Raw genomic sequence first — 516 nt, forward strand, 5'->3', positions numbered from 1 at the left:
GGCCTGGGTCGCGTCCAGCAGCTGGTTGGAAAACTTGCTGCCGAGCTCCGCGAGCTTCATCTGGATGGCGCCGAAGCGTTGCTGCTCGACCGGCGGCAGGTCGATGCCGGACAGGCGGAAGTCACGCAGCGAATGCTCGAGGATGGTCTTTTGCGCCACTTCGAAGCCAGCCGCCGCGGGGTTTGCAGCCAGTGCCTGGTAGGCCTCAAACAGGTCGCGGTTCTGTCCGAGTTCGGTGTAGTAGGCCGACAGCTTGGGCAGGCAGGCCTCATAGGCGGTGCGTAATTCCGGGCTGTTGCACACGGAATTGAGATGACCGACCGGCCCCCAGGCCCGCGCGAGGCGATCGTTCAGCTCGTCGAGGCCGACCACCAGGGTCTGCCAGTCCAGGCTTTCGGCCGGGCGGCTGAGCAGCTCCTGGATCGCCACGCGGTTGTCGCCGAGGATGGTGTCGACGGCCGGCTCGACGTGCTCCGGACGGATTTCGGAATAGGGCGGCAGGTCGAATTGTTGCAG

Annotated in this window: 1 pseudogene; it reads right to left on the reverse strand. The window is 65.5% G+C overall.

What is annotated here, in order from left to right:
- Positions 1-516, reverse strand: a pseudogene (locus CXQ97_RS21345) (hypothetical protein); the annotation flags it as partial.

It is taken from the genome of Arthrobacter sp. B0490 (genome assembly GCF_002929355.1).
Taxonomy (GTDB): domain Bacteria; phylum Actinomycetota; class Actinomycetes; order Actinomycetales; family Micrococcaceae; genus Arthrobacter_D.